The organism is Zoogloea oryzae (genome assembly GCF_030161255.1).
Classification (GTDB): domain Bacteria; phylum Pseudomonadota; class Gammaproteobacteria; order Burkholderiales; family Rhodocyclaceae; genus Zoogloea; species Zoogloea oryzae.
Window position 1 is genome coordinate 1 of record NZ_BSPX01000206.1, and the last position, 1,177, is coordinate 1,177.

2 protein-coding genes are annotated in these 1,177 nt (G+C 74.3%); both read left to right on the top strand.

Annotation, left to right across the window (positions count from 1 at the left end; translation table 11 throughout):
* Positions 1-361 (top strand): hypothetical protein (locus QQK25_RS23055; RefSeq protein ID WP_284190055.1); only part of this gene is annotated, 361 nt, incomplete at its 5' end.
* The coding region (locus QQK25_RS23060) for a hypothetical protein (RefSeq protein WP_284190056.1) at positions 358-1,177 on the top strand (820 nt) is incomplete at its 3' end. The genes QQK25_RS23055 and QQK25_RS23060, both read left to right, overlap by 4 nt.

Sequence of the window (1,177 nt, forward strand, 5' to 3'; positions counted from 1 at the left end):
TGACGAAGCCGCCCCGCTCGCCGAACCGGAGCCCGACGCCGCCGCCCCGTCGCCCACCCTCAGCCACGGCACGGCTGCCCCCAGCCTGCTCCCCCGCAACCCGGCCCTGACCCGGGTGATGCAGGCCATGGACCCGGTGCTCGACAAGGCCTGGCAGCTCACCGACGCGGCCCTGCCCGCCGGCCGGGACGCGCCCTCCGACATGGCCACCGACACCCCGCGCGTCACCAACCAGTTCAACGTAACCGTCGCCCTTGGCGGCGAGGCCACCGACACCGCCGGCCGCGATCCGCGCCAGCTGGAAGACGCCCTCGTGGCGCTGCTACGCGACGCCGCCCGGCGCCAGGGGCTGGACGTATGAAACCCGCCACCCCGCGCACCGCGTTCCGCATCCAGGTGGGCGGCGCCACGGCCAGCAGCACGGCCAGCGAATCCACCCGCCAGCTGCTGCAGCTGCGGGTCGAGCTCGACATGGACGGCCCCGCCGCCCACTGCTTCATCGAGCTGGCCGACGGCCTGCCGCCCGCCTCCGGCGACCCGGTGGAGGTCAAGCTGGACGTGGGCAGCGGCATGGTGGCAGTGTTCACCGGCACCGTGGCCGCGGTGGAGGCCGGCACAACCGGCCAGCGCATCGTCGCCCACGGCGCCTTCACCCGTCTGGGCCAGACCGAGGTGGAGGGCGCCTACGAGAGCGTCTCGGCCGACTTCATCATCAAGGATCTGATCGGCAAGGCCGGCGCCACCGCCGGCACCATCGCCAAGGGGCCGGAGCTTTCCGCCTGGGCCCTGCACCGGGGCCCCACCGCCCTGGGCCACCTGCGCGGGCTGGCCACCCTGTGCGGTGCCGGGCTGTTTGCCGACGGCGCCGGCAAGATCCACTGCGCCACGCCCAAGTCGGGCAGCGCCGACCATCAATTCACCTTCGGCGAGACGGTCACCCAGCTGGCCCTTCAGCAGGTGCCGGCGGCCTTCGACAGCGTGGAGGTGTGGGGCGAAGGCGCGGCCAGCGCCAAGGGCGCCGACAAGGCCCACTGGCTCAGCACCGATCTGTCGGGCGTCAGCGCCAAGGCCTGCGTGACGCCCGACGGGCAGGTGCAGGCCGGCAAGCTGGGCGAGCGGCCGCTGCGCCTGCGCGAAGGCGCGCTGCGCTCCGGCGAGGCCGTCGAGGCCGTCGCCA